This is a genomic window from Streptomyces sp. Je 1-332, assembly GCF_040730185.1.
GTDB lineage: Bacteria > Actinomycetota > Actinomycetes > Streptomycetales > Streptomycetaceae > Streptomyces.
Window position 1 is genome coordinate 5,359,722 of record NZ_CP160402.1, and the last position, 26,331, is coordinate 5,386,052.

The 26,331-nt window shown below is 70.9% G+C and carries 26 protein-coding genes; 13 read left to right on the plus strand and 13 right to left on the minus strand.

Going from position 1 to position 26,331, the window contains the following annotated elements; translation table 11 throughout:
- The first annotated feature begins 15 nt into the window (after positions 1 to 15).
- From sigE to ABXJ52_RS24415, 5 genes are all read left to right on the plus strand, one after another.
- A complete protein-coding gene (gene sigE, locus ABXJ52_RS24395) occupies positions 16 to 783 on the plus strand; it encodes an RNA polymerase sigma factor SigE (RefSeq protein ID WP_367044812.1) in 768 nt (255 codons plus the stop codon).
- Positions 780 to 1,883, plus strand: coding sequence for a zf-HC2 domain-containing protein (locus tag ABXJ52_RS24400; protein WP_367044813.1), 1,104 nt, complete (start codon positions 780 to 782; stop codon positions 1,881 to 1,883). Before sigE ends, ABXJ52_RS24400 begins: the two co-directional genes overlap by 4 nt.
- A gap of 126 nt (positions 1,884 to 2,009) precedes the next feature.
- A complete protein-coding gene (locus ABXJ52_RS24405) occupies positions 2,010 to 3,998 on the plus strand; it encodes a trypsin-like peptidase domain-containing protein (protein WP_367044814.1) in 1,989 nt (662 codons plus the stop codon).
- An 82-nt stretch (positions 3,999 to 4,080) separates the two neighbouring features.
- Positions 4,081 to 4,563 carry a sec-independent translocase gene (locus tag ABXJ52_RS24410; protein ID WP_367044815.1) on the plus strand — a complete coding sequence of 161 codons (483 nt, stop codon included), beginning with the start codon at positions 4,081 to 4,083 and terminating at the stop codon, positions 4,561 to 4,563.
- Between the two features lie 186 nt (positions 4,564 to 4,749).
- Positions 4,750 to 5,424 carry a hypothetical protein gene (locus ABXJ52_RS24415; RefSeq protein ID WP_367044816.1) on the plus strand — a complete coding sequence of 225 codons (675 nt, stop codon included), beginning with the start codon at positions 4,750 to 4,752 and terminating at the stop codon, positions 5,422 to 5,424.
- Between the two features lie 93 nt (positions 5,425 to 5,517).
- On the opposite strand, the gene ABXJ52_RS24420 is transcribed toward ABXJ52_RS24415, so the two are convergent.
- The 3 genes from ABXJ52_RS24420 to ABXJ52_RS24430 are packed head-to-tail and all read right to left on the minus strand — an operon-like array spanning position 5,518 to position 8,538.
- Positions 5,518 to 6,651 (minus strand): Mrp/NBP35 family ATP-binding protein, encoded by a 1,134-nt coding sequence (locus tag ABXJ52_RS24420; protein WP_367044817.1) that lies wholly within the window; start codon positions 6,649 to 6,651, stop codon positions 5,518 to 5,520.
- Positions 6,652 to 6,695: 44 nt separating this feature from the next.
- Complete coding sequence (locus tag ABXJ52_RS24425; RefSeq protein ID WP_367044818.1) at positions 6,696 to 7,271, minus strand: DUF1003 domain-containing protein; 576 nt, start codon at positions 7,269 to 7,271, stop codon at positions 6,696 to 6,698.
- Positions 7,258 to 8,538: a CBS domain-containing protein gene (locus ABXJ52_RS24430; protein ID WP_367044819.1), complete on the minus strand. Its 1,281-nt coding sequence runs from the start codon at positions 8,536 to 8,538 to the stop codon at positions 7,258 to 7,260. The genes ABXJ52_RS24425 and ABXJ52_RS24430 overlap by 14 nt, the downstream gene beginning before the upstream one ends.
- A 194-nt stretch (positions 8,539 to 8,732) precedes the next feature.
- Between ABXJ52_RS24430 and ABXJ52_RS24435 the strand changes: the two genes are divergently transcribed.
- A complete protein-coding gene (locus ABXJ52_RS24435; protein WP_367044820.1) occupies positions 8,733 to 9,509 on the plus strand; it encodes a hypothetical protein in 777 nt (258 codons plus the stop codon).
- A 63-nt stretch (positions 9,510 to 9,572) separates the two neighbouring features.
- Here ABXJ52_RS24435 and ABXJ52_RS24440 read toward each other — a convergent pair whose 3' ends face one another.
- Both ABXJ52_RS24440 and ABXJ52_RS24445 read right to left on the minus strand, forming a co-directional pair.
- A complete protein-coding gene (locus ABXJ52_RS24440) occupies positions 9,573 to 10,100 on the minus strand; it encodes a hypothetical protein (protein ID WP_367044821.1) in 528 nt (175 codons plus the stop codon).
- A 34-nt stretch (positions 10,101 to 10,134) separates the two neighbouring features.
- The gene (locus ABXJ52_RS24445) at positions 10,135 to 11,256 is read right to left on the minus strand and encodes a magnesium and cobalt transport protein CorA (protein ID WP_367044822.1); all 1,122 of its coding nucleotides are present in this window, start codon (positions 11,254 to 11,256) and stop codon (positions 10,135 to 10,137) included.
- A 471-nt stretch (positions 11,257 to 11,727) separates the two neighbouring features.
- Between ABXJ52_RS24445 and ABXJ52_RS24450 the strand changes: the two genes are divergently transcribed.
- Positions 11,728 to 12,312 (plus strand): suppressor of fused domain protein, encoded by a 585-nt coding sequence (locus ABXJ52_RS24450; protein ID WP_367044823.1) that lies wholly within the window; start codon positions 11,728 to 11,730, stop codon positions 12,310 to 12,312.
- Positions 12,313 to 12,330: 18 nt separating this feature from the next.
- On the opposite strand, the gene ABXJ52_RS24455 is transcribed toward ABXJ52_RS24450, so the two are convergent.
- Positions 12,331 to 13,620, minus strand: a complete 1,290-nt coding sequence (locus ABXJ52_RS24455; RefSeq protein WP_367044824.1) for an MFS transporter — start codon at positions 13,618 to 13,620, stop codon at positions 12,331 to 12,333.
- Positions 13,621 to 13,811: 191 nt separating this feature from the next.
- On the opposite strand from ABXJ52_RS24455, the gene ABXJ52_RS24460 reads away from it, so the two are divergent.
- The 3 genes from ABXJ52_RS24460 (at position 13,812) to ABXJ52_RS24470 (ending at position 16,262) form a co-directional block, all read left to right on the plus strand.
- A complete protein-coding gene (locus tag ABXJ52_RS24460) occupies positions 13,812 to 14,453 on the plus strand; it encodes a DUF6758 family protein (RefSeq protein ID WP_367044825.1) in 642 nt (213 codons plus the stop codon).
- Between the two features lie 236 nt (positions 14,454 to 14,689).
- A complete protein-coding gene (locus ABXJ52_RS24465) occupies positions 14,690 to 15,577 on the plus strand; it encodes a PHP domain-containing protein (protein WP_367044826.1) in 888 nt (295 codons plus the stop codon).
- Between the two features lie 79 nt (positions 15,578 to 15,656).
- Positions 15,657 to 16,262, plus strand: a complete 606-nt coding sequence (locus ABXJ52_RS24470) for a MarC family protein (RefSeq protein ID WP_367044827.1) — start codon at positions 15,657 to 15,659, stop codon at positions 16,260 to 16,262.
- 138 nt (positions 16,263 to 16,400) lie between these two features.
- Here ABXJ52_RS24470 and ABXJ52_RS24475 read toward each other — a convergent pair whose 3' ends face one another.
- A complete protein-coding gene (locus ABXJ52_RS24475; RefSeq protein ID WP_367049494.1) occupies positions 16,401 to 16,577 on the minus strand; it encodes a hypothetical protein in 177 nt (58 codons plus the stop codon).
- Positions 16,578 to 16,761: 184 nt separating this feature from the next.
- Between ABXJ52_RS24475 and ABXJ52_RS24480 the strand changes: the two genes are divergently transcribed.
- The gene (locus tag ABXJ52_RS24480; RefSeq protein WP_367044828.1) at positions 16,762 to 17,712 is read left to right on the plus strand and encodes an NYN domain-containing protein; all 951 of its coding nucleotides are present in this window, start codon (positions 16,762 to 16,764) and stop codon (positions 17,710 to 17,712) included.
- Here ABXJ52_RS24480 and ABXJ52_RS24485 read toward each other — a convergent pair.
- Positions 17,709 to 18,608, minus strand: coding sequence for an alpha/beta hydrolase (locus ABXJ52_RS24485; RefSeq protein ID WP_367044829.1), 900 nt, complete (start codon positions 18,606 to 18,608; stop codon positions 17,709 to 17,711). The genes ABXJ52_RS24480 and ABXJ52_RS24485 overlap by 4 nt on opposite strands.
- Before the next feature lie 732 nt (positions 18,609 to 19,340).
- Positions 19,341 to 21,617, minus strand: coding sequence for a DEAD/DEAH box helicase (locus ABXJ52_RS24490; RefSeq protein ID WP_367044830.1), 2,277 nt, complete (start codon positions 21,615 to 21,617; stop codon positions 19,341 to 19,343).
- A gap of 463 nt (positions 21,618 to 22,080) precedes the next feature.
- On the opposite strand from ABXJ52_RS24490, the gene ABXJ52_RS24495 reads away from it, so the two are divergent.
- Positions 22,081 to 22,818, plus strand: coding sequence for a ferritin-like fold-containing protein (locus tag ABXJ52_RS24495; RefSeq protein WP_367044831.1), 738 nt, complete (start codon positions 22,081 to 22,083; stop codon positions 22,816 to 22,818).
- A 431-nt stretch (positions 22,819 to 23,249) separates the two neighbouring features.
- On the opposite strand, the gene ABXJ52_RS24500 is transcribed toward ABXJ52_RS24495, so the two are convergent.
- The 4 genes from ABXJ52_RS24500 to ABXJ52_RS24515 all read right to left on the minus strand — a co-directional run bounded on the left by ABXJ52_RS24500 (position 23,250) and on the right by ABXJ52_RS24515 (position 25,102).
- Positions 23,250 to 23,522: a hypothetical protein gene (locus ABXJ52_RS24500; protein ID WP_367044832.1), complete on the minus strand. Its 273-nt coding sequence runs from the start codon at positions 23,520 to 23,522 to the stop codon at positions 23,250 to 23,252.
- A gap of 219 nt (positions 23,523 to 23,741) precedes the next feature.
- Positions 23,742 to 23,969, minus strand: coding sequence for a DUF3107 domain-containing protein (locus ABXJ52_RS24505; protein WP_055565193.1), 228 nt, complete (start codon positions 23,967 to 23,969; stop codon positions 23,742 to 23,744).
- 131 nt (positions 23,970 to 24,100) lie between these two features.
- Positions 24,101 to 24,742 (minus strand): TetR/AcrR family transcriptional regulator, encoded by a 642-nt coding sequence (locus ABXJ52_RS24510; protein WP_365860495.1) that lies wholly within the window; start codon positions 24,740 to 24,742, stop codon positions 24,101 to 24,103.
- 144 nt (positions 24,743 to 24,886) lie between these two features.
- Entirely contained in the window at positions 24,887 to 25,102 is a 216-nt protein-coding gene (locus ABXJ52_RS24515; RefSeq protein WP_367044833.1) for a hypothetical protein, read from the minus strand.
- 233 nt (positions 25,103 to 25,335) lie between these two features.
- Here ABXJ52_RS24515 and ABXJ52_RS24520 point away from each other — a divergent pair, with 233 nt between their 5' ends.
- Positions 25,336 to 26,325 carry an alpha/beta hydrolase gene (locus ABXJ52_RS24520; protein WP_367044834.1) on the plus strand — a complete coding sequence of 330 codons (990 nt, stop codon included), beginning with the start codon at positions 25,336 to 25,338 and terminating at the stop codon, positions 26,323 to 26,325.
- Positions 26,326 to 26,331: the final 6 nt, after the last annotated feature.

Consider the following 26,331-nt stretch of genomic DNA (forward strand, 5'->3'; position numbering starts at 1 on the left):
ACGGGCGAGGTGGTTATGGTAGGGGCTCCACTGGACACCACCAGAGCCGACAGGGGAGGTGCGGCTGCGTCCGCGAACCGGGGAGGAGCGCTGAAGCGCTTTCTCAGGTTGGTGGGTGAGCCGAAATCCGTGACCGACACCGCTGACCGATTCCACGCTGCCAGCTCCGCTCAGACCGCGACCTTTGCCGCTGACGCGGATGCGCAGGCGTGGACTCCGCCCACCTGGGAGGAGATCGTCAGCACGCACAGCGGACGGGTCTATCGCCTGGCGTATCGCCTGACCGGTAATCAGCACGACGCCGAGGACCTCACGCAAGAGGTCTTCGTCCGTGTCTTCCGGTCCCTGTCGACCTACACCCCCGGCACCTTCGAGGGCTGGCTGCACCGCATCACCACGAACCTGTTCCTGGACATGGTGCGCCGCAAGCAGCGCATCCGTTTCGACGCCCTCGGGGACGACGCGGCGGAGCGCCTTCCCAGCCGTGAGCCGTCGCCGCAGCAGGTCTTCAACGACACGCACTTCGACGCGGACGTGCAGCAGGCGCTGGACACCCTCGCTCCGGAGTTCCGCGCGGCCGTGGTCCTGTGCGACATCGAAGGCCTCTCGTACGAGGAGATCGCCGCGACCCTGGGCGTCAAGCTGGGCACGGTCCGCAGCCGTATCCACCGTGGCCGATCGCAGCTGCGCAAGGCCCTTCAGCACCGGTCGCCCGAAGCCCGCGCCGAGCGCCGCTCGCTCGCAGGGGCCGTGGCGCTGGGAGGAGGGGGCGCGACCGCGTGAGTGGATCACGGTCGAAACCTGTCGAACGGCATCTGGCCGAGCAGCATCTGGGGGACCGACTCGCCGCCCTGGTGGATGGTGAGTTGGGCCATGACGCGCGTGAGCGAGTCCTCGCTCATCTCGCGACCTGTCCGAAGTGCAAGACCGAGGCCGACTCGCAGCGGCGGCTCAAGAGTGTCTTCGCCGAGGTGGCCCCGCCGCCTCCCTCCGAGAGTTTCCTCGCCCGGCTGCAAGGCCTGCCCGGCGGCGGCAGTGAGCCTCCTTCCGGCCCAAGACCTCCTGGAAGCGGCGGCTTCGCCACCGCGGACAGTGAGTCAGGGCTGCCGCCGAGCGGAGTCTTCGGCGTGCGGCCGGAGACCTTCGGCTATGCCCCCGCGGGCGCCCATGCCGCGGTGCTGCCGAGTTCGGGGCGCGGTTTCCGTATCCATGACGTCGACCACCGCGACGTGGGCCGGCACGAGGCCGAGCGGTCGCTGTGGCGCGGGCGGCGGTTCGCCTTCGCCGCCGCGGGTGCGGTGTCGCTGGCCGCGATAGCGCTGGGCGGTGTCACGACGGGCGTCCCCGCCGACCCGGGTGACCCGCGTGCGGGCTCGGGCACCAGTAACAGCTCCGGCAGCACCAACAGCCAGGGCAACAGCAACAACTCGGGTGCCGGCAACAGCAATGCGTCGCCTACGCGTGCGCCGGGTGCGGCCACCACGGCTCCCGATTCCGTCCGGCGCCGTGGCAGCGGACCGCTTTCCGTGCAGGGCCAGCGCCCCGGAGTCCTCGCGGCGCCGGTCGCGCCGACGCAGGCGACCGGGCCCTTGCTGCCCGGTGCGCCCGGGGTGCCCGCGCGAGGTCCTCGTATCCAGCAGCCGTCGCTGTCCGCCCAGCAGCAGATCGCGGCGCCGATGCTGACCGGCGCGGCGATCATGTCCCCGCTAATCCGGCCGGCCCCTCCCGTCGTGTCGGGCGGCCCGGCCGCCGCGGGCACCGTGCCGACGCTGGGCGGGATCGCCTCGGAGGGCTCGGGGCCGGGTGGTGAGGCGGACCCGGCGCACACCTCGGCGTCCTCGCCCCTCGAAGGCACACTGCAGGGCACTTCACAGATCCGCTGAGGTGCTCTGCGCTTCGGCGGGGGAACCTGGTTGAATCCTCGGTGGGCCGTGCCTGGCCGAGGCTTGTGGCGGGCGCGGAGTTGAGCACGTGATCGGCGTCCGCCGTAGGCCAGGTGTGGGGAGAGCATGGACGAGGGCAAGCCCACGAAGGCGAAATGGTGGAGCCGCCCCAGGTCGGAGTCCGCCTCCGAACCGGAGCACGGCGCTGCCGACGAGGCGACGGCCACCACCGGCCGGGCGGAGGACGCCTCGGGTGACTTCACGCTGGCGGCGGCGGTTCCGCCGGGGGCGGGGCCTGAGCCGACTTCCCCCGCTCCGGACGCCGCGGCGGCTCCGCGGGGCGCCCCTGACCCGGGAGTCCCCACGCAGCCCGGCACAGGCCCGCTCGCGCCCGGTAACGCCGCTTCGGGCAGCCCGGCTGCGGGCCGCCCCGGCTCGGGCCCGGCTGACGCTGCTGCTGGTGGCGCGGCCCCGGGCGTCTCCGCGCCGGGCGGTAGCGACGCTGCTCCCGGTGGCGCGGCCCAGGACGCCGCGGCCGTTGCGCCTGGCGTCCCCGGCACGGACGTACCCGCCCAGGCCGGCCCTGCTCCCGCCGACCGCCCCCGCCCGCTGCACGACCCCGACCCGTACAGCACCCCGCCGTACGGTGAGCCCGGCCCCTGGGCCCCCGCCCCGCCCGTACAGCACCCGGCGGCCACCCCGCCCCATGGCACGCAGCACCCCGCGGCGAGTCACGGCGGGACCCCGCCTCACGGCACCCCCGGACCTGCCCCGACCCCGCCCGTACAACACCCGGCGGCCACCCCGCCCCACGGCACGCAGCCCCCGGCGGCGAGTCACGGCGGGACCCCGCCTCACGGCACCCCCGGACCTGCCCCGCAGTCCCAGCCGCAGGTCCACCCCCAGTCACCCGCGACCCCCGCCCCGGCCCGGCAGCCCTATGACCCCTGGAACGCGCCCCTCCAGCAGAACGGTGGGGTTCCTGTTGATGAGGCCAAGCAGACGAGGCTGGCGCGGCGGATCATTCTGGTCGGGATCGCTGTCATCACGCTCGTGGCCGGTGGCATCGGTGGAGCCATCGGGGCCTATCTGGAGCGCAACGGCGGAGTGTCCGACATCGAGCTGCCGCAGGCCACGTCGCAGGACAAGGCGCGGGCCAAGGACAGCGTGGCCGGGATCGCGGCGAGTTCGCTGCCCGGCGTCGTGACCCTGCACGTCAGCGGCGACGAGGCACAGGGCACCGGTACCGGCTTCGTGCTGGACGGCAAGGGCCACATCCTCACCAACAACCACGTGGTCGAGCCCGCGGGGACCGGCGGCGAGATAACGGTGACGTTCAGCGGCGGCGAGAGCGCCAAGGCGGAGGTCATCGGCCGCGACGCGGGGTACGACCTCGCCGTGGTCAAGGTCTCCGGCGTACGCGGACTGAAGCCGCTGCCCCTCGGCAACTCCGAGAACGTCCAGGTGGGCGACCCCGTCGTCGCCATCGGCGCCCCCTTCGACCTCGCCAACACCGTCACCTCCGGCATCATCAGCGCCAAGGAACGCCCCATCACCGCCGGCGGGGAGAAGGGCGACGGCAGTGACGTCAGCTATGTCGACGCGCTGCAGACCGACGCCCCCATCAACCCCGGCAACTCCGGCGGCCCCCTGATGGACGGCGACGCCCGCGTCATCGGCATCAACAGCGCCATCCGCTCCGCCGACGACAGCTCCGCGCCCGGCGGCGGCCAGGCCGGTTCCATAGGGCTCGGCTTCGCCATCCCCATCAACCAGGGCAAGCGCGTCGCCGAAGAGCTGATCAACACCGGCAAGGCCACGCACCCTGTGATCGGTGTCACGCTCGACATGGAGTACACGGGCGACGGCGCCCGCGTCGGCGACAAGGGCAAGGACGGCGGCCCCGCCGTGAACAAGGGTGGCCCCGGCGACCGCGCGGGGATGAAGCCGGGCGACGTCATCACCGAAGTGGATGGTCAGCGCATTCACTCCGGCGACGAGCTGATCGTCAAGATCCGCGCGCACCGGCCCAAGGACAGCCTGGAACTGACCGTCCAGCGAGCGGGAAAGGACCGGAAAGTGACGCTGGTGCTCGGGGCCGCTGACGGGAGCTGATCCACGTCTGTCGCCCAGCGGCTACCGGACGGACAGGAACGCCGGGTACCGTGGACCCGGTCCGGATGGCAAGGAGCTCAAGGTGTTCTCAGACATTGGCCCGCTCGAGGTAGTGGCGCTGATCATCCTCGCCGTGCTCGTTTTCGGCCCGGACAAGCTGCCCAAGCTGATTCAGGACGCCTCGCGCACCATCCGTAAGATCCGTGAATTCTCGGACAGCGCCAAGGCGGATATCCGCAGTGAACTCGGCCCGGAATTCAAGGACTTCGAGTTCGAGGACCTGAATCCGAAGACCTTCATCCGCAAGCAGCTCGACAACGACGAGCTCGGCCTGAAGGAAATCCGGAACGGCTTCGACCTCAAGAAGGAGATGGCCGAGGTCACGGACGCCGTGCACGGGCGGGAGAGTGAATCCTCCGACGGCGCCACGGGTTCGGACAGCGCGTCCGGCACAGGCGGCGGCCGCGTCGACATGGCCAAGAAGGACGGCGGCCTCGACATGGACAAGAAGCCCGAGAAGGCCGCGCCCGCCGACCCCCCGCCGTTCGACGCGGACGCCACCTGACCTCCTTCGAGGCACCCGCGGCGCGCCCCCGAGCGCGCTTCCTCGCGCCCCTTCCGATACACCCGTCCGCCGACCGGTGTCCCAGCTTCCGGAACGGGTGTGGCTATCCTGCCTTGTTGTCCGGCTGAGGACGCCCGAGGGGGGCGGGCCCTGCGGACCGATGAGAACGAGGAGGCGGCCGGGTACATGGAGACGACAAGTCGCGTAGGCGCACAGGCGCCGGCCGCGGACGGCACCGCACAGGCGATGCCCTCCGCCCGGCGCACGGTCGACAGCTATCTGCTGGCGCCCTTCCCCTGGTACGGCCTCGACGAGGCCTTCACGGGGCAGCGCTGGCTGATGCAGGTCGGCAACGCCGCGGACGGCGCGGTGGAGCACGGCTCCATCGGGCACGGCGATGAGCCGTCGGTACGGAGTGACGGACCCTTCGGGAACAGCGACAAGGAGCGCTTCGCGGTCGTGGTGACCGTCGCGGCCAACCCGGTGCGCCGCAGCCCGGACGGCACGGGCCTGCTGGAGGCGACCTCGGTGTCGTCCGCGGCCTGGCTCGCCGGAGTGGGGCTGCTGTCCTTCACCTGGCCCAGCCAGATGGACCACACTCTGCGCGACGACTGGCTGGACCAGCAGACCGAGACGGCCTGGGTCCTCGCGGACGATCTGCAGGGCGACGACTGGTCGACGCTCTCGCTCCCGGTGGACGGGGTGCCGACCTCGTTCCACTACCGCGAGTCCGAGTTCGGCTGGGTGCTCGCCGGGTCCACCGAGCAGGGCGTGCACCTGGGCGCCTACGGGCGCGGCATGAGCGCGTACGGCCTGGGCTTCTCCGCGGTCAAGGACATCCACGAGTACGCGGCCGACTAGCGCGAGGCCCGAACACCGCGCACATACGCCGATGGGGGCGCCGCTCATGACGAGCGGCGCCCCCATCGGCGTACGGAAGGAGCCTTGGAGGCCTCAGAACTTGTTGCGCGGGGTGATCCCGAGGGTCATGCCCGCCAGGCCGCGCTGGCGGCCGCCCAGCTTGCCCGCGATCGTGCGCAGCGCCGAGCCCGCCGGGGAGTCCGGGTCGGTCAGGACGACCGGCTTGCCCTCGTCGCCGCCCTCGCGCAGGCGGACGTCGATCGGGATGGAGCCGAGGACCGGGACGTTGGCGCCCGTGGTCTTCGTGAGGCCCTCGGCGACGCGCTGGCCGCCGCCCGTGCCGAAGACGTCGACCATCTCGCCGCAGTGCGGGCAGGGCAGCCCCGCCATGTTCTCGACGACGCCGACGATCTTCTGGTGGGTCTGCACCGCGATGGAGCCCGCGCGCTCGGCGACCTCGGCCGCCGCCTGCTGGGGGGTCGTCACGACGAGGATCTCGGCGTTCGGGACCAGCTGGGCCACGGAGATCGCGATGTCGCCCGTGCCCGGCGGCAGGTCGAGCAGCAGGACGTCCAGGTCGCCCCAGAAGACGTCCGCGAGGAACTGCTGGAGGGCGCGGTGGAGCATCGGGCCGCGCCATACGACCGGGGCGTTGCCCGGCGTGAACATGCCGATCGAGATGACCTTCACGCCGTTCGCCGACGGCGGCATGATCATGTCCTCGACCTGGGTGGGCTTGCCGTCCGCGCCCAGCATCCGGGGCACGGAGTGGCCGTAGATGTCCGCGTCCACGACGCCGACCTTCAGGCCGTCCGCCGCCATCGCGGCCGCGAGGTTCACCGTCACCGAGGACTTGCCGACGCCGCCCTTGCCGGACGCGACGGCGTAGACACGGGTCAGGGAGCCGGGCTTGGCGAAGGGGACCTCGCGCTCGGCGGTGCCGCCGCGCAGGGCGCTCGCCAGCTCCTTGCGCTGCTCGTCGCTCATCACGTCGAGCGTGACGTCGACGTGCGTGACGCCTTCGACGGCGGCGACCGCGTCGGTCACGTTCTTCGTGATGGTCTCGCGCATCGGGCACCCGGAGACCGTGAGGTACACGGTGACCGCTACCGCCCCATCAGGGGAGATATCGACCGATTTGACCATCCCCAACTCGGTGATGGGTCGATGGATCTCGGGGTCGTTCACCGTCGCCAGTGCTTCACGCACCGCGTCTTCCGTAGCCATAAGACCGATAGTACGGCGCGGTAACCCCGCCCCGGAAAGAGCCGTCAACGGTCGCCTACGTCACGCCCGCCGCTCTCCTCGGCCGGGAATACGACGCGATGGCTCCTGCGCTGCTCCTCCAGCTCCTTGACCAGGTCCTGGAGTTCGCTGCGGATCCAGTCGCGGGTGGCCACCTCGCCGAGCCCCATGCGCAACGAGGCGATCTCGCGGCTCAGATACTCGGTGTCCGCGATGGAGCGCTCGTTCTGCTTGCGGTCCTGTTCGAGGTTGACCCGGTCCCGGTCGTCCTGCCGGTTCTGCGCGAGCAGGATCAGAGGCGCCGCGTACGACGCCTGGAGGGACAGTGCGAGGGTCAGGAACAGGAAGGGGAACGGGTCGAAGCGCAGCACCTCGGGCGCCCAGACGTTCCAGGCCACCCAGACGATGATCGTGACCGTCATCCAGACGATGAAGCGCCCCGTGCCGAGGAACCGCGCGATCCGCTCCGAGAGCCGCCCGAACGCCTCGGGGTCGTACTCCGGCAGGAACTTGCGGCGCGGCGGCCGCGGCTGGTCGAGCCGGAAGCGCGGCGCGGGCCTGGGCTCGACGCGGGTGTCCCGCTCCCGGTCAGCCGGTGGCATGAGGCACCCCCTCCTCTTCCTGGTGGAACTCGGTCTCGCGCCAGTCGTCCGGCAGCATGTGGTCGAGCACGTCGTCGACGGTGACCGCACCGAGCAGCGAGCCGCCCTCGTCGACGACGGGGGCCGCCACCATGTCGTACGTGGCGAAGAACCCGGCGACCTGTGGCAGCGCGGTCTGCGGCAGGAGCGTCTGCAGATCGTCGTCGAGGATCGAACTGACCAGCGTGTACGGCGGATCGCGCAGGAGCCGCTGGAAGTGCACCGTGCCGAGGTACTTGCCCGTCGGTGTCTCGTCCGGCGGGCGGCACACGTAGACCTGCGCGGCGAGCGCGGGGGACAGGTCCTGCTGGCGCACCCGCGCCAGGGCGTCCGCGACCGTCGCGTCCGGCCGCAGCACGATCGGCTCGGTCGTCATCAGACCGCCGGCGGTGCGCTCCTCGTACGCCATCAGGCGCCGCACGTCGGCCGCGTCGTCCGGCTGCATCAGCGTGAGCAGCCGCTCCTTGTCCTCCTCGGGCAGCTCGGCGAGCAGGTCGGCGGCGTCGTCCGGGTCCATCGCCTCCAGGACGTCCGCGGCGCGCTCCTCCTTGAGCTTGCCGAGGATCTCGATCTGGTCGTCCTCGGGGAGCTCTTCGAGGACGTCGGCGAGCCGGTCGTCGTCGAGGGCGGCGGCGACTTCGGCCCGCCGTTTCGGCGTCAGGTGGTGCAGGACGTTGGCGAGGTCCGCGGGGCGCAGCTGTTCGAAGGTGGCGAGCAGGCTCTCGGCGCCCTGGCCGTGCTCCTCCAGGGAGAAGCCGTCGACGGCCGACCACTCGACGGTGAGCGTCTCGCCCTTGCGCCGGAAGGTGCCGCCCTTGCCCTTGCGTACGAAGACCCGGTCGATCTCCCAGTCGCGGCGGGCCGGCAGCTGCTGCACCGACACGTCGAGGACGGTGACCTCCTCGTCCGACTCGACGAGCCTGACCCGCCGGTCGAGCATCTCGCCGAGCACGAGCCGCTCGGTGGGCCGCTGCTCGAAGCGCCGCACGTTCAGTACGCCGGTCGTGATGACCTGGCCCGACTCGATGCCGGTCACCCGCGTCATCGGCAGGAAGATGCGCCGCCGCGTCGACAGCTCCACGACCAGGCCGAGGAGGCGGGGCGGCCTGCGCTGCACCCGCAGCGTCGCCACCAGGTCGCGCACCCGGCCCACCTGGTCGCCGTTCGGGTCGAAGACGGCGGTACCGGCCAGATGCGACACGAAGACCCGGGACGCGCTCGCCGCCATTGCTCGCGCCTCCCTCGCCGGTTGCTCTCTTCGCCGATCTGTCGATCAATGCGGGCTTCAGGCTAGCCCGTCCCGGTCGGATACGCCCCGGCGGAGGGTCCGGCCGCACTGGCGACGATCCACCTAGTCAGCACGGGTACGCTGCCGTACTGCCGTAGCCGTAGCCGTCGTCCCCACGAGAGGCAGCGACCCCTGTGTCAGCGATTTCCCCGGTCCGCCGCATCCACAAGAAGACACTCGTGAGCGCGGTGTGCGCGGGTCTCGTCCTGGGGGTCACCGGTCTGACCGGGTGCAGCAGCGAGGAGGACCCGGACGCGGGCACGAACGGCGTCGGCAAACTCTCCGCCGCGAAGATCCAGAGCAAGTCACGCGCCGCCGCCGACGCGGCGCCCGCGGTGCGGCTGTCGGGCACGCTGGTCAGCAAGGGCCACACGTACAAGCTCGACATGCGGCTCAAGGACGAGGGCGGCACCGGCTCGGTCACCTCGAAGGGTGAGACCTTCCAGCTGCTGCGCGTCGGCAAGCAGCTCTTCCTGAAGGCCGACTCCGCCTTCTGGACCCACGAGGAGGCCAAGGGCGGCGATGAGAAGCCCGGCAAGGCGGACGACCAGGCCGCGGCCAAGCTCGACGGCAAGTACGTGAAGGTCCCCGAGGAAGACGCGTCCTACCAGCAGCTGAGCGGCTTCACCGACAAGGACGTCCTCCTGGAGGGCATGCTCACCCTGCACGGAGCGCTCGCCGCCGGGGACCGCGGCACGATCGACGGCAACCCCAGCATCGAGATCACCGGCGACAAGGGCGCGGGCGGCACCCTGGAGGTCTCCCTGGAGGGCAAGCCCTATCCGCTGCGCCTGGAGCGCGCGGGCGACGCGGGCACGCTCCGGCTCAGCGACTGGGGCAGGGACTTCCCCCTGAGCGAGCCGGGCGAGGACGAGATGGTGGACTACGGCGAGCAGCTGCCCGACTCGTAGGACGTACCAGGGCCTGTGGGGCGTACCAGGACTTGTGGGACGTACTAAGGCTTGTGGGACGTACTAGGGCGTGTCGCCCTGGCTCTGCCGCTTCTTGCGCTTGAACAGCAGCCGGGGCAGCGCGTCGGGCACCGGCTGCCGGGTGGTCGCCACGGTCGGCAGGGGCCGGGCCGCGAGTGAGCCGTCGGGCAGGTCCGTGATCGTGTCCCGCGGGGTGAGCCGGACGACCCGGCACTCGTCCGCCCAGCGCTGCGGCATCCGCTCGCCGTCGGGCGCGTTCAGGCGCTTGCCCTTGAGCTCGGCGACGGCCGCCTCCCACGCATCGGAGCGCGGCGCGAGCTCGCTCACCGCCGCCGTCCAGGCGATGAGGCGCCCGCCCTTGTCCTTGCTGCGTACGGTCACTTCGGCGGTGCCGCCGTCGACGAGACCCGGCAGCGGCTGCTCGCCGGGGCCGTCCCCGACGAGATGCGCGGCGCCCTCGTGCCATACGTGCCACAGGGCGCGGGCAGGACCTTCGCCGCGCACCCAGATGAGGCCCGACTTCTTGGTGGCCTCCTCGACGAGGGCCCGGGCGAGCAGCGTTTCTGTCATGGCCGCAGCCTATCGAGCCGCCTGCCGGGTGCGGCTAGAGCCAGCCGTTGCGCTTCAGGGTGCGGTGGATGGCCCAGCAGACGCCGCCGATGAGACCGAGCACCATGGGGTAGCCGAACCGCCAGTGCAGCTCGGGCATGTGGTCGAAGTTCATGCCGTAGACCCCGCAGACCGCCGTCGGCACGGCGATGATCGCCGCCCACGAGGTGATCTTGCGCATGTCCTCGTTCTGCGCGACCGCGGCTTGCGCGAGGTTGGCCTGGAGGATCGAGTTGAGCAGTTCGTCGAAGCCGACGACCTGTTCCTGCACGCGGGCCAGGTGGTCGGCGACGTCACGGAAGTACTTCTGGATGTCTGGGTCGACGAGCCGCATCGGCCGCTCGCTCAGCAGCAGCATCGGCCGAAGCAGCGGAGAGACGGCCCGCTTGAACTCCAGGACCTCCCGCTTGAGCTGGTAGATCCGCCCGGCGTCGACGCCGCGCGCGGAGCCCTTGCCCTTGCTCGGGGCGGAGAAGACCTCCGTCTCCACCTCGTCGATGTCGTCCTGCATCGCGTCGGCGACCGCGAGATAGCCGTCGACGACGTGGTCGGCGATGGTGTGCAGGACCGAGGACGGCCCCTTGGCCAGGAGCTCGGGCTCCTCCTGGAGCCGGCGCCGCAGGGCGCGCAGCGAGCCGTGGCCGCCGTGCCGCACGGTGATGAAGAAGTCCCGCCCGGTGAAGCACATCACCTCGCCGGTCTCCACGATCTCGCTGGTGGCGGTGAGTTCGGCGTGCTCGACGTAGTGGATCGTCTTGAAGACGGTGAACAGCGTGTCGTCGTAGCGCTCCAGCTTGGGCCGCTGGTGGGCGTGCACCGCGTCCTCGACGGCGAGGGGGTGCAGCCCGAACTCGGCCGCGATACCGGCGAATTCGGCCTCGGTCGGCTCGTGCAGACCGATCCAGGCGAAGCCGCCGTCGCGACGCACCTGGAGCATCGCCTCGTGCGGCGTGAGCGTGTCGTGGCAGGCCGCGCGGCGGCCGTCGCGGTAGACGGCGCAGTCGACGACGGCGGAGGCCGCGGTGGGGTCGCGCGTGGTGTCGTACGAGCTGTAGGCGCTGCCGTCCTTGCGGAGCGAGGGGCGGACGGCGGCGCGAAGGTCACGGATCATCGACATGGGCAGGCTCCTTTGACGGAGGCCGCCGGCGACGGGTGGAACTACCCGGAATGGGGACGTCCTGCTGCGGGTGTTTGGCACGTCCACAAAGCGGGGAGCACCGCACCATCGCGGTGGCAGCTTCGCTACTGACTCAGATCAGAGAACTCAGAGAGATCAGGTGGAAACGAAGTGCTCTTCCGTCGCACGCGAGCACGGGGAGTACCGGCGCACAGTGGCAGCTACAGAGCTGCGTGAGATGTCAGACGGAAGAACGGGTGGTACTGCACGGTCGACTTCGATCCATGGCAGCCCCACCTCCTCCGGCCGGTCCCCCGTGGGGGAGGTCCCAAGCGCGTAGCGCGCGAAGTCATCTGCCCGGGCTTGAGAGCGCGCTCTGCGTGCTGCCCGGAACCAGCGGCCAACACTATCAGCCGACTGAAGAGTCAAGCCCCGCCTTTACCCGTCTCTGACGAGTTCTATGCTCGCGGGATGGCTGATGTTCTTGCTCTGGTCGAGGCCCGTCTCCGTACCGCCCTCGGTGAACCGGACGCCCGCGCCGCGGTGACCTTCCTCGGCACCGACCGCGTCGAAGTGCTGCGTTTCACGGACGGGGACCTGGTCAGGTACGCCACCCTCGGCATGTCAGCCCAGCCGATGGCCGATCCCACCGCCGCCCTGGCCGACCCGGTGAAGGGCCCGCGCGCGGAGTTGATCCTCTCGGTGCGGGCCGGCGTCGCCGACACGGACAAGGTGCTGCGGCCACTGGCCGTCCTCGCAGCCTCTCCGCAGGTCGAGGGCCTCATCGTGGCCCCCGGTGCCTCGCTCGACGTGGGTGAACCGCTGTGGCCCGGCGCGCAGTTCACGTCGGTCCTCGTCGCGGAGTCGGGTGGTCTGGTGGAGGACCTGGAGCTGGACGAGCCGATGGAGCCCGTACGGTTCCTGCCGGTGCTGCCCATGACGCCGAACGAGGCCGCGTGGAAGCGGGTGCACGGCGCGGGGGCCCTCCAGGAGCGCTGGCTGAACAGCGGTACGGACCTGCGCGATCCGCTGCGCAAGTCCGTGTCCCTGGACTGAAGTCCCGTACGGAGACTTTCAGTTGGCGAAGACGGTGACGCCGTCCTCCGCCGCGTGCTTCGGTTCGAGCTCCTCGGCTTCGTGCGTCAGGGATTCCTTGCGGACCCAGACCACGACCGCGCCGAGCACCGCCGTGACGGCCGCGACCACGAAGGGGATGTGGATGTTGCTCCACTCCTCGATCTTCGGCGCGAAGAACGGGGCCGCGGCGGCCGCGAACCACCGGACGAAGTTGTAACCGGCGCTGGCCACCGGGCGTGGCGCGTCCGATACGCCGAGCGCGAGCTCCGTGTAGACGGTGTTGTTCACGCCGATGAAGGCGCCGGACAGGATCGTGCAGACGATGGCCGTGGCGTGGTTGCCGTACCCGAGCACCAGCACGTCCGCCGCGAGGAGTACCAGCGAGCCGCCGAGCACCTTCAGCGAGCCGAGCCGCGCCTGCAGCCGCGGGGCCACGAGCACCGAGAAGACGGCGAGCAGCAGACCCCAGGCGAAGAAGATCGCACCCGACTTGTACGGGGTCATGTTCAGGACGAACGGCGTGAAGGCAAGGACCGTGAAGAACGTGTAGTTGTAGAAGAACGCGGAGGCGGCGGCCGACGCGAGCCCACCGTGACCGAGGGCCTTGATCGGCGCGAGCAGGGACGTCTTCTGCGCGGGCTTCGGCTGCTCCTTCAGGAACGCCGTGATGCACAGGAACCCGACGGCCATCAGGGCGGCCGTGCCGAAGAACGGGTAGCGCCAGCTCGCGTTGCCGAGCACCGCGCCGAGCAGCGGCCCGCACGCCATGCCGAGACCGAGCGCCGACTCGTAGAGCAGGATCGCGGCGGCGCTGCCGCCGGCCGCCGCGCCGACGATGACCGCGAGCGCGGTCGACACGAAGAGCGCGTTGCCGAGCCCCCATCCGGCGCGGAAGCCGACGAGTTCGCCGACCGACCCCGAGGTGCCGGCGAGCCCCGCGAAGACCACGACGAGCGCGAGGCCGAGCAGCAGGGTCTTCTTGCCGCCGATCCGGCTGGAGACGAAGCCGGTCACGAGCATCGCGACGGCGGTGATCAGGAAGTACGAGGTGAAGAGCAGCGAGACCTGGCTCGCCGACGCGTCGAGGCCCTTGGCGATGGAGGGAAGGATGGGGTCGACGAGCCCGATGCCCATGAAGGCGACGACGGACGCGCCCGCGGTGGCCCAGACGGCCTTCGGCTGGCGCAGAAGACTGGTCGCTCCCTCGTCGAACGGATCCTCTGCGGAGGGCCCTCCCGGGCGTCCATCCAGCTGTCCTGACGGGGCTCCTCCTGTACTGCTGTTCATGCCTGCTCCTTCAGCGGCTTCCGTTTCGGCGATTTCCGTATCAGCGACTTCCGTCGAGATCGTTGACGTATACATACATTAGTTAGCCAAGCTAAAAGATGCAAGCTACATCTAGTTTCGCCTGGTGACAGGGCCACCGGACGGGTGATCGTCCTTGACGGGGCGACGACCGGGGAGGACCGTTGGTGGCTATGAGGGGCGAACCCAGTTGCCCGAAGTGTGGTGGCCGGGTCAGGGCTCCCGGTCTCTTTGCCGACTCCTGGCAGTGCGATGTCCACGGGACGGTGCATCCGCTGCAGCCTGTGATCCCGCCCAGCGTCGAGGCCCTCCAGGTCGTGGTGCACCGCGCGCAGGTGCCGGTGTGGATGCCGTGGCCGCTGCCGGTCGGCTGGTTGTTCACTGGCGTGGCCTGCGCGGGCGACGACCGCAGTGGTGGCCGCGCGACCGCCGTGGCCTGCTCGGGTCCCGCGCCGCTCGGCGGCATGGGCGAGCTCGTGCTGGTGGCGGAGGAACTCGGCGTCGGTCTCGGCGCGCGGTACGCGGGCATCGACGGCCCGGACCCCGGCCCGTATCTGAACGTCGACAAGCCGGCGCAGGCCAAGCTCCTCGCGGCGGGCCGGCCGACCCCGCTGTGGCATGTGCCGGGCACGCCGGACGACCGAGCCGTCTTCGCGGGCGAGGCGCGCGGCCTGTGGCTGTGGGCGATCGCGTGGCCGGAGCAGTCGGGACTCCTGATGTACGACGAGCTGGTGCTCACCGACCTGCGGGACGCGGGGGCCGAGGTGGACCTCCTGCCGTGCGGGGCGCTTTCGCCGCGGATTCTTATGCCGTGAGGGGGGGGGCTGCCGCCCTGCGGGGCGGGGGTGCTGTTCGCGGGCCCCGGGGGCGTCGGCGGGCGGTGGGGTGCTCTTTGCGGGCGTCGGAGACTGCGCGGGCATCGGCGGGATCGCGGGCTGTGCGGTGGTGGCGCAGTGAGGGGGGTCTCCTCTGTGGCGGCCGGTGGGGCGTTCGGGTCCCGTTATCCTTGAGCGTCCCCTCGTCCGCCCCGTCAGAGCCTGGAGTCCGCGTCGTGCGCATCGACCTGCACACCCACTCCACCGCTTCCGACGGCACGGACACCCCGGCGCAGTTGGTGCGCAACGCCGCCGCCGCCGGCCTCGACGTCGTCGCGCTCACGGACCACGACACCACCCGCGGGTACGCCGAGGCCATCGAGGCCCTGGGCACACTCGACCGGAGTCTCACCCTCGTCACCGGCGCCGAACTCTCCTGCCGCCTCGACGGCGTGGGCCTGCACATGCTGGCCTACCTCTTCGACCCCGACGAGCCCGAACTCGCCCGTGAGCGCGAGCTCGTACGCGACGACCGGGTGCCCCGCGCGAAGACGATGGTCGGCAAGCTCCAGGAACTCGGCGTCCCCGTCACCTGGGAGCAGGTCGCGCGCATCGCGGGCGACGGCTCGGTCGGCCGCCCGCACATCGCGGAGGCCCTGGTGGAACTGGGCGTCGTGCCCACCGTCTCGGACGCCTTCACGCCCGCCTGGCTCGCCGACGGCGGCCGCGCGTACGCCGGCAAGCACGAGCTGGACCCCTTCGACGCGATCCGCCTGGTCAAGGCCGCGGGCGGCGTCACCGTCTTCGCGCACCCGGCGGCCGTCAAGCGCGGCCAGGTGGTGCCCGAGGCCGCGATCGCGGCGCTGGCCGCCGCGGGTCTCGACGGTGTCGAGGCCGACCACATGGACCACGACCCGGCCACCCGCACCCGGCTGCACGGCCTTGCCGCGGACCTCGGTCTGCTGGCCACGGGGTCGAGCGACTACCACGGCAGCCGCAAGACGTGCGTCCTCGGGGAGTACACCACCGACCCCGAGATCTACGGGGAGATCACGCGCCGCGCGACCGGGGCGTTCCCGGTGCCGGGCGCGGGCGGAAGCGCTGCCGCCACCGCTACCGCTTGATCCTCACTTCCCCCTGAGCGCCGACCTTCCCCGCGGCGTTCCTCGTACCACTTTCTCCACTCTCTGCAAGGCCACCACTGTGTTCGACGTCGCCGTCTTCGGCTCCCTCTTCCTCACCCTTTTCGTCATCATGGATCCCCCTGGGATCACCCCGATCTTCCTCGGGCTCACCTCCGGACGTCCGGCCAAGGTGCAGCGGAAGATGGCCTTCCAGGCCGTGTGCGTCGCCTTCGGCGTGATCGCGGTCTTCGGGGTCCTGGGACACCAGATCCTCGACTACCTGCATGTCTCCGTCCCCGCGTTGATGATCGCGGGCGGTCTGCTGCTCCTGCTGATCGCGCTCGACCTGCTCACCGGCAAGACGGACGAGCCGAAGCAGACCAAGGACGTCAACGTCGCCCTCGTGCCCCTCGGCATGCCGTTGCTCGCGGGGCCCGGCGCGATCGTCTCCGTCATCCTGGCGGTCCAGGACGCCGACAGTGCCGCCGCGCAGCTCTCCGTGTGGGCGGCGATCGTGGCGATGCACGTCGTGCTGTGGCTGGTGATGCGCTACTCGCTGCTGATCATCCGGGTCATCAAGGACGGCGGCGTGGTTCTGGTGACGCGGCTCGCGGGCATGATGCTCTCCGCGATCGCCGTGCAGCAGATCATCAACGGCGTGACGCAGGTGATCAACGGCGCCTAGGGCGCGCGAGGCGAGGCCGTCGGGCATGCCAAGGGCCCCCGTACCAAAGGTGTACGGGGGCCCTTCAACCGGTTCAGCCTGTGCTCAACCTCTGCTCAACCTCTGTCTTGCTCAACCTCTGTCTGCTCAACCTGTGCGTTACGAGGCCGGGGATTCGGCCGGTCGGATATAGATGCGCTGGCCGATCGCTGCGGCCTGCTGCACGATCCGATTGACGGAGGCGGCGTCTACGACGGTCCGGTCCACGGCGGCGCCGTCGACGTCGTCGAGTCGCATGATTTCGAAGCGCAAGGGCTTCTCCCTTCGTCTGGTCATCCTCCTGAAGGAGAACTACTGGGTTGTGGCCGCCGGGACAGCTGTGTCCGGCGTTCCATACGGGTACAACGAGTTGCCCCCAGCAAACATTCCCTACGCTAAGGAAATTTTTCGACAGACTAATTACTCGCGAGTAGCGAGACCGGTTGTGTTCGCTGCGTGACCAACGGAACAATGAGCCCCGATGAACGACGAGATCGAGATCAGCGCCCAGAACAGCGCCCAGAGCGCCCAGGACGCCCAGAACAATGCCCGGATCAGTGCCCAGCTGGAGCGCGCCAACGGCCTCCTTGAGCGCGTGCTGGCCGAGGTGGCGAAGACGCCGTCCACCCACGCGATCTTCGTCGACGCCGGGTATGTCTACGCGGCGGCGGGGCGGCTCGCGGTCGGCACAGAGGACCGGCGCGCCTTCGACCTGGACGCGGAGGGGCTGATCGAGGCCCTCATCGACAAGGCGCGCACGATCTTCGCGGACAGCCGCCTGCTGCGTGTCTACTGGTACGACGGTGCGCGGCGCCGCATCCACACCATCGAGCAGCAGTCGATCGCGGAACTTCCCGACGTCAAGGTCCGCCTCGGCAACCTCAACGCGAACAACCAGCAAAAGGGCGTGGACTCCCTCATCCGGACGGACCTGGAGTCACTCGCCCGGTACCGCGCGATCAGCGACGCGGCCCTGATCGGGGGCGACGAGGACCTCGTCTCGGCGGTCGAGGCGGCGCAGGGGTACGGCGCGCGGGTGCACCTGTGGGGCATCGAGGCGAGCGAGGGCCGCAACCAGGCGGAGCCGCTGCTGTGGGAGGTCGACAGCCAGCGCACGTTCGACCTCGACTTCTTCAAGCCGTACGTCTCCCGGCGCAGCGCCGCGGCGACGTACGAGACGGCGGGTACGCCGCGGCCCAACCGCGAGGACGTGCGCTTCGTGGGCGCGCAGATCGCCGCGAAGTGGCTTGCCGCGCGGGGGCGCGCGGCGCTGGTGGATCTGCTGCCGGGGCATCCGTACCTGCCGGGGTCCGTGGACCAGGAGCTCCTGGTGGAGGCCGAGAAGCTGCTCGCGTACTCGCTGCGGGGGCAGTCGGATCTGAGGCGGGCGCTGCGGGACGGCTTCTGGGAGCACCTGCAGACGCAGTACTAGCCGGCGGCGCCGCTGATCCGGTCCCAGAAGGCGATGAGGGCGGCGGCGGTCTCCGTGGGGCGGTCGGTGTTGGGGGAGTGCTCGGCACCCGCGATGACCGTACGGTGGGCCCGCAGCCGCTCGGCCATCTCGTCGAGCCAGGGAATGGGCCAGGTGTCGTCGCGCTCGCCGGAGATGACGTGCTTGGGCAGCGGAGTGGCGGCGAGCTCCGTGACCCGGTCGGGCTCGACGCACAGCTGCTTGCCGGTGGCGATGAGCTGGGCGGGGCTGTGCCGCAGCCAGCGCTCGCGCAGGGCCTCTCCGTCGAGGTCGGCCTCCTCCGGCGGATCCATGGCCTGGATCGCCGCCCAGGCCTCGGCCATGGACAGGACGCTGAGCGCGTCCGTCAGCATCTTTGCGCGGGCCTGCTGGGACGGCGTGATGGCGGCGGGGCCCGAGGCCATGAGGGTGAGCGAGGCGAAGGTGTCGGGGGCGGCGCGGAGGGTGGCGGCGCGGAGGGTGGCGGCGCGGGCGACAAGGCCTCCGAGGGAGTGGCCCAGGAGGTGGGGTGAGCTGTGGCCGTTTCCGTCTCCGTCTCCGTCGCCGATCGCGTCGACCTGGGCGAGGACGTCGAGGGCCAACTGCTCCTGGGCGTAGGGAGATTCGTCGTCCGTGGGGCCTTGGCTCTCGTACTGACCCCGGCCGTCTACGGAGACGGCTCGGTACCCGGCGTCGGCGATGGGCCTCAGCAGGGCGATGAAGTCCTCCTTGCTCCCGGTGAATCCGGGGAGCAGCAGGACGGTGCCCTTGGCCTCGCCGGCCGGGCGGGCGTCGAGGGTCGCGAAGCTGCCGCGCGCGGTGTCGAGGAGCCGCGCGTCGACGCCGGGGGGCGGGGTGAAGGTCGGGGGCCTGCTCATGCCTTGAGGCTAGCTGGCGGGGTCGGCTTTCCCGGTGGGGCCCTGCGGGGTGCCTTCCCTGCGGTGGGCTGGCTGCGGGTACGCGTCGCCCGGCGCTGGGCTCTCGCCGGGGGCGTTGCGCGGATGGCTGGCTGCCGGTGCGTTGTGAGTACCTGGCCCGCGGCTTCGCGCCGGGTCTTTCCCGCCCACCCGCCCGATGCCCTGCGGTCGCAGGGAACTGAAGGGACAGTGGCTGGCTGCCGGCGCGTTGTGAGCGCCTGGGCCGCCGCTTCGCGCCGGGTCTTTCCCACCCACCCACCCGATTGCCCGGTAGCTGTTGTGGGTTGAGGGGGTGATGGCTAGCTGTTGGTGCGTCGTGTGTACTGGGCCGCCGCTTCGCGCCGGGTCTTTCCCGCCCGCCCGCCCGATTGCCCGGTAGCTGCTGAGTACTCCCCACCCGCCCGCTCCACTGCCCAGTAGTTGCTCAGTGGCCGGGTGGGGTTTCCGTCGGTGGTTTCTTTCTGGGGCCGCCAGCCCGCCCGCTGGGCCCTGCAGCTGCTGGGGCAGCAGTTGGTGGTCTCTTGCTGTTGGGGTGCCGTGTTGCTGCCGGGTATTGGGTGGGTGGGCGGGAAAGATCCGGCGCGGAGCGCCGGGACAGGGCCGCCGAGCGTGCGGGGACGGGGACGGGGACGGCGAAGGCCCGGCACCCCGTAGGGGGCCGGGCCTTCAGGCGTCAAGCCTCAGCGGAGCGTCTCAGCTCTCCTCGGCCGGCGCAGCAACCGCCTTGCGCGCCCTGCGGCGCGGCTTGGCGACCGTGGCCTCCTCGGCGGCAACCGGAGCCTCCGCGGCCTTACGCGTACGGCGGCGCGGCTTCGACTCCTCCGTCGGCTGAGCGGGGATCTCGGCCTCGACCGTGTCCACCACGGCTTCCGCAGCCTTGCGCGTGCGGCGGCGCGGCTTGGCGGCCGGGGCCTCGGCCTCGACCGTGGCAGCTTCCGTCACTTCGGCCACCGGCTCCGCTGCCTTGCGGGTCCTGCGGCGGGGCTTGGCCGCGGGGGCCTCGGCCTCGGCCAGGGCGGCTTCCGTCACCTCAGCCGCGGGCTCCGCAGCCTTGCGGGTCCGGCGGCGCGGCTTGGCGGCAGGGGCTTCGGCCTCGGCCTGGGCAGCTTCCGTCACCTCGGTCACCGGCTCCGCAGCCTTGCGCGTGCGGCGGCGCGGCTTTTCGGCGGGGGTCTCGGGCTCAGTGGCCTCGACCGTGTCCACCACGGCTTCCGCTGCCTTGCGGGTCCTGCGGCGGGGCTTGGCCGCGGGAGCCTCGGCCTCGGCCTGGGCGGCTTCCGTGACCTCGGCCACCGGCTCCGCAGCCTTACGCGTGCGGCGGCGCGGCTTGGCGGCCGGGGCCTCGGCCTCGGGCAGCTCCGTCACCTCGGCCACGGCCACCGGCTCCGCTGCCTTGCGGGTCCTGCGGCGGGGCTTCTCGGCCGGGGCCTCGGCGGGAGTGGCTTCGGCGGGCTCCACGGCCTCGACCGTCTCGACCACGGCCTCCGCCGCCTCCGAACCACTGCGCGTCCTGCGGCGGCGACGCGGCGCGCGGGGCTCCGTCAGCTCGGCCTCGGGGGCGGCCACCACCTCAGCCGCGGCCACCGCGGGGGTCTCCAGCGGCGTACCCGAACGCGTGCGGCGGCGGCGACGCGGCGTACGCGCCTCACGCGGCTCGCGCTCCGGGGCGGCCTCGGAAGCACGCCCACGGTCACGGTCACGCCCGTCACGATCACGTCCGTCACGGTCACGCCCGTCACGGCCACGGCCGCCACGATCGCGCGAGCCACCCTTGCCGCCGGTCTCGCCGAGGTCTTCGATCTCCTCGGCGCGCAGCCCGGCACGGGTCCGCTCGGCGCGCGGCAGCACACCCTTCGTGCCCGCCGGGATGTTCAGCTCCTCGTACAGGTGAGGAGAGCTGGAGTACGTCTCGACCGGGTCGTTGAAGCCGAGGTTCAGCGCCTTGTTGATCAGCTGCCAGCGCGGGATGTCGTCCCAGTCGACCAGCGTGATCGCGATGCCCTTGGCGCCCGCGCGGCCGGTGCGGCCGATGCGGTGCAGGTAGGTCTTCTCGTCCTCGGGGGACTGGTAGTTGATGACGTGCGTGACGCCACCGACGTCGATACCGCGCGCGGCGACGTCCGTGCAGACGAGCACGTCCACCTTGCCGTTGCGGAACGCGCGCAGCGCCTGCTCACGGGCGCCCTGCCCGAGGTCGCCGTGCACGGCGCCCGAGGCGAAGCCGCGCTTCTCGAGCTGCTCGGCGATGTCGGCGGCCGTCCGCTTCGTACGGCAGAAGATCATCGCGAGTCCGCGGCCCTCGGCCTGCAGGATGCGCGAGACCATCTCGGGCTTGTCCATGTTGTGCGCGCGGAACACGTGCTGCTTGGTGTTCGCGACGGTCTGGCCCTCGTCGTCCGGCGCGGTGGCGCGGATGTGCGTGGGCTGCGACATGTAGCGACGGGCCAGGCCGATGACCGCGCCCGGCATGGTCGCCGAGAACAGCATCGTCTGACGCTTGGCCGGAAGCATGTTGATGATCCGCTCGACGTCGGGCAGGAAGCCCAGGTCGAGCATCTCGTCGGCCTCGTCGAGGACCAGGCACTTGATGTGCTTGAGGTTCAGCTTCTTCTGGCCCGCGAGGTCGAGCAGACGACCGGGTGTGCCGACGACGATGTCGATGCCCTTCTTGAGGGCCTCGACCTGCGGCTCGTAGGCCCGGCCGCCGTATATGGCGAGGACGCGCACATTGCGCGCCTTGCCGGCGGTCAGGAGGTCGTTCGTCACCTGCTGGCACAGCTCACGCGTGGGGACGACGATGAGCGCCTGCGGGGCGTCGGTCAGCTGCTCGGGCTTGGCCCGGCCGGCCTCGACGTCCGCGGGGACGGTGACGCGCTCCAGGAGCGGCAGTCCGAAGCCGAGCGTCTTGCCGGTGCCGGTCTTCGCCTGGCCGATGACGTCGCTTCCGGAGAGCGCGACGGGGAGCGTCATCTCTTGGATGGGGAAAGGGCTGGTGATGCCGACGGCCTCAAGGGCCTCGGCCGTCTCGGAGAGAATTCCGAGATCGCGGAAAGTCGTAGTCAGGGCATTGCCTCTTCTGTGAGACGCGGCCCGAGGCGAACGCTGGGGGTCGTGACCGTGCCACTACCGCCGGCTGCTTGGGGGGCGGGGCCGGGGGCGCGGGACCACTGCCTGCGCTCGAGCGCTCGTACCGCTGAGGTTCCCTCCTCGTGCCGTCCGCACTGTGCGGGCCGCCTGGAGGGCTGTCGGGTCGGAGCCGATCGGGCCTCCGACCGGGCATCCTCATTCGTACGGCCCGACGAATATTCGGCAGGCGCATTACCACTGTACCCCGGAATCTCGCAGCCGTGTCTGGCGAATTGGTCACGTCACTGTCGTCACAGTCACTGACCAGGCCCTTACACGTTGCTGCGCGCGGGCTATTGTGCGGTTTATGGAGACGCCTGACACCGCCGCTGACACACCTGCCGAACCCAAGGGAATCGCTGCCCAGGACTGGACCACCGCTGCCGCCGACCCGAACTACCGCGCCGCGGTCGTGGACCTCCTCGGAGCGCTTGCCTACGGGGAGCTCGCGGCGTTCGAGCGGCTCGCCGAGGACGCGAAGCTGGCGCCGACGCTGGGCGACAAGGCGGAGCTGGCGAAGATGGCGTCGGCCGAATTCCACCACTTCGAGCAGTTGCGGGACCGGCTCTCGGCGATCGGCGCGGACGCGACCGATGCGATGGAGCCGTTCGTGGCCGCGCTCGACGGCTTCCACCGTCAGACGGCGCCGTCCGACTGGCTGGAGGGCCTGGTCAAGGCGTACGTGGGTGACTCGATCGCCAGCGACTTCTACCGCGAGGTCGCGGCGCGGCTCGACGGGGACACCCGTCGTCTCGTCCTCGGTGTGCTCGACGACACGGGGCACGCGAGCTTCGCGGTGGAGAAGGTGCGGGCCGCGATCGACGCGGATCCGCGGGTAGGGGGGCGGCTGGCGCTGTGGGCCCGTCGCCTTATGGGCGAGGCGCTCTCGCAGTCGCAGCGGGTGGTTGCTGACCGGGATGCGTTGTCGACCATGCTGGTCGGGGGCGTTGCCGATGGGTTCGACCTTGCCGAGGTCGGGCGGATGTTCTCGCGGATCACTGAGGCGCATACGAAGCGGATGGCTGCGCTTGGCCTTGCGGCGTAGTCGCTGGGGCTTCGGGGGGCCGGGGGGATCTCGTCTGCGGGTGGGGTGGCGGGTGGGGTGTGGTTGCTCGCGCCGTTCCCCGCGGCTCTAGGGGGCTGGTCCGTGCGGTTCTTGCTGCGGGTGGGTGGGGGTTGCTCGCGCAGTTCCCCGCGCCCCTTCGGGGGTGGCCGGCCGTTTTCGGCTGCGGGTGCGTGGGGGCTTGTCGCGCAGTTCCCCGCGCCCCTTCGGGGTGGGCCGTCGGTTTGCCCGTGCGGGTGGATTTGTGGTTGCTCGCGCAGTTCCCCGCGCCCCTGACGGGGCACTGCCCTCCCCGTGTCCAGTTCCCCCCGTCCCTGACGGGGGCGCTGCCTCCCGGGGGCCTGGCGGGGGCTCTCGTTGCCCCGGCGGGGCTCCCCCCGCCCGCGCGCCCCGACGGGCGCTGAGGCTTGCCCCTACGCCGTCGCTGAGCGACGGCGCAGTCGGCCTCGGCTGGGGCGGATCAGTAGGGAGAGCAGGGCCGCCGCTACGGCCACCGCGCCGATGATGGTGCCGGGGGCGTGGCCCGCGCCCAGGGCCATGTGTGTGACGAAGGCGCCGATCACGGCTCCCGCGGCTCCGGTCGAGAGGACCAGGCTGCGGGCGGGGAGCCGGTGGGACAGTCGGTGGGCCGTGGCCCATGCCAGGGCGAAACCGAGCAGTGCGGAGCCGAGTGCTTCCAGAATCACAGGGTGTTCCTCCCTCGCGGCCAGGTGCAAAACGGTCGTAGCCGGTATTACCCCCGGTGGCCGGAATGCAATCCTCCAGAGCTCGCCGGAGACCGCCGGAGTCCTCTTGGAACCCCCTTCGGGGCCCCTCCCGCATGGTGCGTCAACACACGGAAACGGCCCGGTGGTTGCAACCACCGGGCCGTTCCCGTACTTCGTCCTGCGTGCCGCGCCCCTGAACTACAGGGCGCTGAAACCCACCTTGCGTGCGGTCGGCTCACCGAGCTCGACGTATGCGAGGCGGTCGGCCGGAACCAGGACCTTGCGGCCGTGGTCGTCCACGAGGCTCAGCAGCGGCGACTTGCCGGTCAGCGCCTCGGACACCGCGTGCTCGACTTCCTCGGCACTCTGGCCGCTCTCCAGCACGATCTCGCGGGGCGCGTACTGCACGCCGATCTTGACCTCCACGGCTTTGTCCCTCCGACGCTCAGTGATGTGCGCGGCCTGCCGCGCCGTACTCAGCACACATTAGCCCGGTGAGGCGACCTGCATGCTTGTGCCGCTGCACGCCAGTAGCGAACAGAGATCGGGAACAGAAGTCAGTGGCCGTCCACGCCGTGCAGCGGGAAGCCCGCGATACCGCGCCAGGCCAGCGAGGTGAGCAGTTCGACCGCCTTCTCGCGCGGGACCGTGCTGCCGCTGGCGAGCCAGTAACGCGCGACCACCTGGGAGTAGCCGCCCAGGCCCACCGCGAGCAGCATCGCCTCGTCACGGGGCAGGCCCGTGTCCTCGGCGATGACCTCGCAGATCGCTTCCGCGCACTGGAGGGTGACCCGGTCCACGCGCTCACGGACGGCGGCCTCGTTCGTCAGGTCGGACTCGAAGACCAGACGGAAGGCGCCGCCCTCGTCCTCCACGTACGCGAAGTACGCGTCCATCGTGGCCGCGACGCGCAGTTTGTTGTCCGAGGTGGAGGCAAGTGCCGTACGGACGGACTGCAGCAGTGATTCGCAGTGCTGGTCGAGCAGGGCGAGGTACAGGTCGAGCTTGCCGGGGAAGTGCTGGTAGAGCACCGGCTTGCTGACTCCGGCCCGCTCGGCGATGTCGTCCATCGCCGCCGCGTGGTACCCCTGCGCGACGAAGACCTCCTGCGCCGCGCCCAGCAACTGATTGCGTCGGGCACGACGCGGCAGGCGTGTGCCCCGCGGGCGCGCTGCCTCTGTCTGCTCGATGGCTGTCACGCCGCCTCCCATGATCGTGAATGTGCGGTGTGCGCCGCGCGGCCATCGTACTTTTCGGTAACCGTGATGTGCGCGGTACGAGCGGAGAATTTCACGGACTGGATGACCGTGAAAGCCGTGCGTAGCAGGGCAAACACGGGCAGCTCAGCGATAGTCGTCTTCGTCGAGGCTGACGACGCGGGCCTGTTCGGCCAGGTCGGCCTCGTTGGCCGTCGTCGTGTCCACGTCCTGCAAGGAGTCGTCCTCGCTCGGCGTGAGATCGGTCTGCTGCTCCGCGGCATCGGCCTCGGGCGCTTCGGCGCTGTGGTCGGCGTTTTCCTCGACCTCGAAGGTGTCGGGGTCGGTCGGGTCGACGGTCATCGTGGCTCTCTTCCCTGGAGGACTAGTGGTGCGAGTGCCCTGTTCGCCCTCTTCTATGAGCGTAGGAGACTGCCGAACGGGGCGCTACGCGATCTCCGGGCGATCTCCGGGTCATGTCCGGGCCATCTCCGGGTACTCCCTGGGCGCCTCTCCGGGGGGCGCCGGGCGACGTCGGCCGGATCTGTGACTGCGAACACATGAACCACCGTGTGATCGTCTCGTAACATTGCCGCATGTCCTCGACCGAGCTGCCAAACGTGATCGCCGCCACCGTCGCCCCCAAGCCGGGCGTCGTGGCGGTCGCGGCGGGCGAGCAACTCGACTCGGTCAGCCTCCCCGGGCTCACGCTCTCGGTGCGTTCCAGGCCGTCGGTCCGTGAGGGCCTTCCCGCCGCGTTGTACGTGCACGGGCTCGGCGGTTCCTCGCAGAACTGGTCGGCCCTGATGCCGCTCCTCGAGGACGTCGTCGACTGCGCGGCGATCGATCTTCCGGGCTTCGGTGACTCTCCGCCGCCGGACGACGGCGACTACTCGGTCACGGGGCACGCGCGCGCGGTCATCCGTTACCTGGATACGCGCGAGCACGGGCCCGTGCATCTGATCGCGAACTCGCTGGGCGGCGCCATCACCACCCGCGTCGCCGCCGTCCGCCCCGACCTGGTCCGCACCCTCACGCTGATCTCGCCCGCGCTCCCGGAGCTGCGGGTGCAGCGCACGGCGGTGCCGACCGGGCTGCTCGCGGTGCCCGGGGTCGCGGCCCTGTTCACCCGGCTCACCAAGGACTGGACGGCCGAGCAGCGGGTCAGCGGCGTCATGGCGCTCTGCTACGGCGACCCGGGGCGGGTCTCGTCCGAGGGGTACAGCGCGGCCGTACGGGAGATGGAGCGCAGGCTCGCCCTTCCGTACATGTGGGACGCGATGGCCCGCTCGGCGCGCGGCATCGTGAACGCGTACACGCTGGGTGGCCAGCACGGGCTGTGGCGGCAGGCGGAGCGGGTGCTCGCGCCGACGCTGCTCGTCTACGGCGGCAAGGACCTGCTCGTCTCGTACCGCATGGCCCGCAAGGCCGCCGCCGCGTTCCGCGACTCACGGCTGCTCACTCTTCCGGACGCGGGGCATGTGGCGATGATGGAGTATCCGGATACGGTGGCCACGGCATTCCGCGAACTGCTCGCGGACACGGGCGAGTTGCATGCATCCGGTCATTCGGACGCGGGGAGCTGAGGCGGC